Origin of the sequence: Stenotrophomonas sp. S39, assembly GCF_016624665.1 — a bacterium.
Taxonomy (GTDB): Bacteria; Pseudomonadota; Gammaproteobacteria; order Xanthomonadales; family Xanthomonadaceae; genus Stenotrophomonas.
On sequence record NZ_JACVTT010000164.1, the window covers coordinates 1 to 4,932 of the forward strand.

Genomic DNA, 4,932 nt, shown 5'->3' on the forward strand with positions numbered 1-4,932 from the left:
CCCCCCCCCCCCCCGCCCCCCCCCCCCCCCCCCCCCCCCCCCCCCCCCCCGGCGGATTGCCCGCCACACGCCACCGCGCCGCACGCGGTAGCATTCGCTTCCCCCCGCGTCCCTCCGTTGCCCGCCGATGCGCCTGCTGCTGGTCGAAGACAATCCGGATCTGGCCGATGCCATCATCCGCCGCATGCGCCGCAGCGGGCACGCAGTGGATTGGCAGGCCGACGGCCTGGCCGCCGCCAGCGTGCTGCGCTACCAGAGCTTCGACCTGGTGGTGCTGGATATCGGCCTGCCCAAGCTGGATGGCCTGCGCGTGCTGGCCGGCATGCGCGAGCGCGGCGACAGCACGCCGGTGTTGATGCTGACCGCGCGCGATGGCATCGAGGACCGCGTGCAGGCACTGGATGTCGGTGCAGACGATTACCTCGGGAAGCCCTTCGACTTCCGCGAATTCGAAGCGCGCTGCCGTGTGCTGCTGCGCCGTGCACGCGGCCAGGCCAGCGAAGTGGTGCAGGTGGGCGGCTTCCAGTTCGACAACGCTGCGCACCGCGTCAGCGTCGACGGCGAACCGATCGAGCTGCCCAACCGCGAGTACCGCCTGCTGGAAATCCTGGTTGGCCGCCTGGGCCAGGTGGTCGGCAAGGACGAGATCGGCAATGGCCTGTTCGGCTTCGACGACGAGGCGGGGCCGAACGCCATCGAGCTGTATGTGGGGCGGCTGAGAAAGAAGCTGGCCGGTGCACCGCTGCGCATCACCACCGTGCGTGGCGTCGGCTACCTGCTGGAAGAAGCCGGCGACGGCAGCAGTGACGGCGATGGCTGAGGCACGCAGCGCAGCGGCCGCGCCAGGATCGCTGCGGCGCACCCTGCTGCTGTACCTCGGCACATTGCTGGCGGTATTCGCGGTGGCCCTGCTGTTTGCCGCGCGCGACTACGGCCAGCGCGCCGCCAACCGTTCCTACGACCACCTGCTGGTGTCCTCGGCCCTGTCCATCGCCGATTCGGTGGCGCTGGTCGATGGCCAGTGGCAGGTGGACCTGCCGTACGCCGCGCTGGACCTGCTGGCGATGGCACCGGAAGACCGCGTGTTCTACCGGGTGGCCGACAGCCGCGGCAACCTCATCACCGGCTACGGCGATCTGCCCGCGCCACCACGCCGGCCCGGCACGCAGCCGCAGCTGTTCGACGCTGGCTACAGCGGTGAAACCGTGCGCTTCGTAGTGGTCAGCCGCAGCTTCGCCGCAGCCTCCGCACAGGGCGAGGTGCAGGTGCAGGTCGGGCAGACCCGCCGTGCGCGCGAGGCGCTGGCGCAGGACATGGTCAACCGCGCGCTGCTGGCCATCGGCGTGCTGTCGCTGTTGCTGCTGGCCCTGGTCGCCTTCGGCGTGCACCGCGCGTTCCGGCCGCTGGTGCGGGTGGAGCGCGAGCTGTCGCGCCGCGAACCGTCCGACCTGAAGCCGCTGGATGCGCGCGTGCCGCGCGAGATGGACCAGATGGTGGCTGCACTGAACCGCTTCATGGAGCGCCTGTCCAGCAGCAACGAGACGCTGCGTGCGTTCATGGCCGAGGCCGCCCACCAGATGCGCACGCCGCTGGCCGCGCTGCGTGCGCAGGCGCAGCTGGCCCTGGACGACGACGACCCGGACGACATGCGGCGCAGCCTGCAGGCCATCGAGCGCAATGCCACCCACATGAGCCGCCTGCTCAACCAGCTGCTCAGCGATGCCAGCGTGATCCATCGTTCGAACCTGCAGCGGTTTGCTGCGGTGGACCTTGCCGAGACCGTGCACCAGGCCCTGCATGAAGCATTGCCACAGGCGGGGCCTGCGCCGCGCGTGCAGCTGGCGATGACCGCCGAGCCGGTACAGGTGCATGGTGATGCGCTGCTGCTGCGCGAGGCGATCAAGAACCTGGTCGACAACGCGCTGAAGTACGGCGGCGACGGCGCGCTGCAGATTGCGCTGACCGTGGAAGGCGGGCAGGCCGTGCTGACCATTGCCGACCATGGCGCCGGCATTGCCGCGGCCGATGCCGGGCGCGTGTTCGAGCGCTTCGCCCGTGGCGAAGGCGCGCCCGCCGGTGGTGCCGGCCTGGGCCTGGCCATCGTCAAGCGCGTGGTCGACAGCCACGGCGGCCACATCGACCTGAGCAACCGCCCGCAGGGCGGCCTGGTCGCCACCATCCGCCTGCCCCGGAGCAGCCCATGATCCGCCTGATCGTCGCCGCCTTCGCCCTGCTGCTGGCCGTGCCCGCCGTGGCCGCACCGGGCGATGTACGCCGCTTCGCCGCGCAGGGCCCGGCCACCGCGCAGCTGCGCATCCATGGCAGCACCGATATCGAGGTGTTCGCCGTGGTCATTGCCGATTACCAGCGCCTGCACCCCGGCACCGAAGTGGTGTACGAAGACATCATCACCCAGGACCTGTACGCGCGTTACCTGCACGACCGTGCCGGGCCGGACTCGCCGGACCTGCTGATTTCCAGCGGCATGGACCTGCAGACCAAGCTGGTGAACGACGGCCACGCGCTGCCGCACCGCTCGGCGCAGACCGCGGCGCTGCCGGCCTGGGCCCAGTGGCGCAGCGAGGCGTTCGGCATCAGCTACGAGCCGGTGGTGATGGTCTACAACACCCGCCGGCTGCCCGCCGCGCGGGCCCCGCATACGCGCCGCCAGCTGCTGGACCTGCTGCGCGCCGAGGGCACGCCGCTGCGCGGCAGGGTCGGCACCTACGATATCGAGCGCAGCAGCGTGGGCTATCTGCTGGCCACCCAGGACGCGCAGCGCGGCAGCATCGCCGGTGCGCTGCTGGGCGCGCTGGGCGACAACGCGGTGCTGCGCGAGGAGCGCACCGGCGTGCTGCTGGACAAGGTGGCCAGCGGCGAACTGTCGCTGGTGTACAACGTGCTGGGATCGTATGCACAGGCGCGCATCGATGGCGGTGCGCCACTGGCCATCATCGAACCGGAGGACTACACCCTGGTGGTGCTGCGCACGGCGGTGATTCCGCGTACCGGGCCGCACCCGGAGGAAGCGCGGCGTTTCCTCGATTACCTGCTGTCGCCGCGTGGCCAGCAGGTGCTTTCACGCGAGGCGCGGCTGATGCCGATCGTCACCGGCAATGCGCGCAGCGACGACGCGCCGGGCCGCAGCCGCCGCCCGATCCAGCTCGGCCCGGGGCTGTTGGTGTACCTGGACGCGCTGAAGCGCCGGCAGTTCCTCGATGCCTGGCGCAGCAGCGTGGAGCCGGCCGGGCGCTGACGGCGCCGGCCTGCACGTACAATGGCGCCATGAGCGAATACACCATCCTGATCGCCGATGACCACCCGCTGCTGCGTTCGGCGGTGGTGCAGTCGCTGCGGCAGAGCCTTCCGCTGGCGCAGGTGCGCGAGGTGGCCAGCGCCGATGCCCTGGCCGAAGCCCTCGACGCCCAGCCCGAGGTGGACCTGGTGCTGCTGGACCTGACCATGCCCGGCGCGCACGGTTTCTCCGCGCTGCTGCACGTGCGTGGCTCGCATCCGGACATCCCGGTGGTGATCCTTTCCTCCAACGACCACCCGCGGGTGATCCGCCGTGCCCAGCAGTTCGGCGCGGCCGGCTTCATCCCCAAGTCCGCCCCGGCCGAAACCATCGGGCAGGCGGTACAGGCCGTGCTCGACGGCAGCCTGTGGTTCCCGGCGATGGCACCGGAGCGCAGTGAGTCCGATGCGCTGCTGGCCGCGCGGTTGGCTCAGCTCACCCCGCAGCAGTTCCGCGTGCTGCTGTGCCTGGCCGATGGCCTGCTCAACAAGCAGATCGCCTACGAACTGGGCCTGGCCGAAAACACGGTGAAGGTGCACGTGACCGCCATCCTGAAGAAGCTCGAGTGCCACAGCCGCACCCAGGCGGCGGTGCTGGTGAAGGCGCTGGAGCCGGAAGGCGACGCCGGCGGGATCTGACCCGCTTCCTGCAGCGCCGAGCCCATGCTCGGCTGACGCTGAGCCCTGTAGAGCCGAGCCCACGCTCGGCTGATGCCTGTCAGGCACTGAGGGAACGCAGATCGATGCTGGGGCGCATGCGTTCGGTGCCGTCCCACTCGGCAGGCAGGCCCACGCTGGCGAAGGCATCGACGATGGCCTGGCCGATCTGCTCCATGGCGGCGCTGTCGGGAGGGCCCCAGAAGCCGATGTATAGATCGCTGGTGCGCCTGGCGCGCTTCATGTCATCGCCGGAATAGAAGCAGAACCCTTTCAGGCCCGCTTCCGTGCCGCCGCGTTGCCAGAACAGCTCGTTGGTGTCGTCGGCAGCGTCGTCGCGGGTATCGCCGCAGCCGCCGGTGGTGACGATCCCGGCCGATTCCAGAACAGCGAACGCCGCATCGATCTTTGCCCGTGCCAGTTTCCATGCAGCGGCAGACATCTTCCGGTCCGGCTTGCGCGCGATGACCTCGGGAATGGCGTGGCCGGTCAGCGCGGACAGCAAGGCCTTCACCTGCACAGACCAGGCGTTCTCCACGATGTGGTTGCCGTGTCCATCGCAGACATCCGGCCGTGCGCCGGCATCAATCAGCAGCTGCACTGCCTCGGGACCGTCAGGCGAGAACTCTGCCGCCAGATACAACGCTGTGCGACCGCCAGCGCCGACGTGCTCCAGCGGGCTGCCGGCATCGATCAGCAGGCGCAGGGTCGCGAGGGTGTCTTCCATCGGCGCACAGTCCTGGCTGGATGCAGCCCTTTCCAGCGCGGTGAATCCAAAGGCATCCACTGCGTGTACATCCGCGCCTGCAGCAAGAAACGCAGCCGTTGCCTGTGCGTTGGCAGCGCACGCAGCGGCAAACAGATCAACGGGAACGTCTGTTCTTGGGGATTTCGGCATGGATGGCCGTCCTGGCACAGGGGGCTTCCATTGTAGAGTGGGGGGGGGGGGGGGGGGGGGGGGGGGGGGGGGGGGGGGGGGGG

Annotated in this window: 5 protein-coding genes; 4 read left to right on the plus strand and 1 reads right to left on the minus strand. The window is 70.0% G+C overall.

Features of this window, described 5'->3' with window-relative positions; translation table 11 throughout:
* The first annotated feature begins 127 nt into the window (after positions 1-127).
* Genes IAE41_RS21785 through IAE41_RS21800 form a run of 4 tightly spaced genes read left to right on the plus strand, consistent with a single transcriptional unit; the run spans position 128 to position 3,933 of the window.
* Complete coding sequence (locus tag IAE41_RS21785; protein ID WP_079223228.1) at positions 128-820, plus strand: response regulator transcription factor; 693 nt, start codon at positions 128-130, stop codon at positions 818-820.
* Complete coding sequence (locus IAE41_RS21790) at positions 813-2,204, plus strand: sensor histidine kinase (protein WP_079223226.1); 1,392 nt, start codon at positions 813-815, stop codon at positions 2,202-2,204. Before IAE41_RS21785 ends, IAE41_RS21790 begins: the two co-directional genes overlap by 8 nt.
* Positions 2,201-3,256, plus strand: coding sequence for an ABC transporter substrate-binding protein (locus tag IAE41_RS21795; protein ID WP_108747330.1), 1,056 nt, complete (start codon positions 2,201-2,203; stop codon positions 3,254-3,256). The genes IAE41_RS21790 and IAE41_RS21795 overlap by 4 nt, the downstream gene beginning before the upstream one ends.
* 29 nt (positions 3,257-3,285) lie before the next feature.
* A complete protein-coding gene (locus IAE41_RS21800) occupies positions 3,286-3,933 on the plus strand; it encodes a response regulator transcription factor (RefSeq protein ID WP_079223223.1) in 648 nt (215 codons plus the stop codon).
* A 79-nt stretch (positions 3,934-4,012) separates the two neighbouring features.
* Here IAE41_RS21800 and IAE41_RS21805 read toward each other — a convergent pair whose 3' ends face one another.
* Positions 4,013-4,849 carry an ankyrin repeat domain-containing protein gene (locus IAE41_RS21805; RefSeq protein WP_200734537.1) on the minus strand — a complete coding sequence of 279 codons (837 nt, stop codon included), beginning with the start codon at positions 4,847-4,849 and terminating at the stop codon, positions 4,013-4,015.
* Between the last annotated feature and the right edge of the window lie 83 nt (positions 4,850-4,932).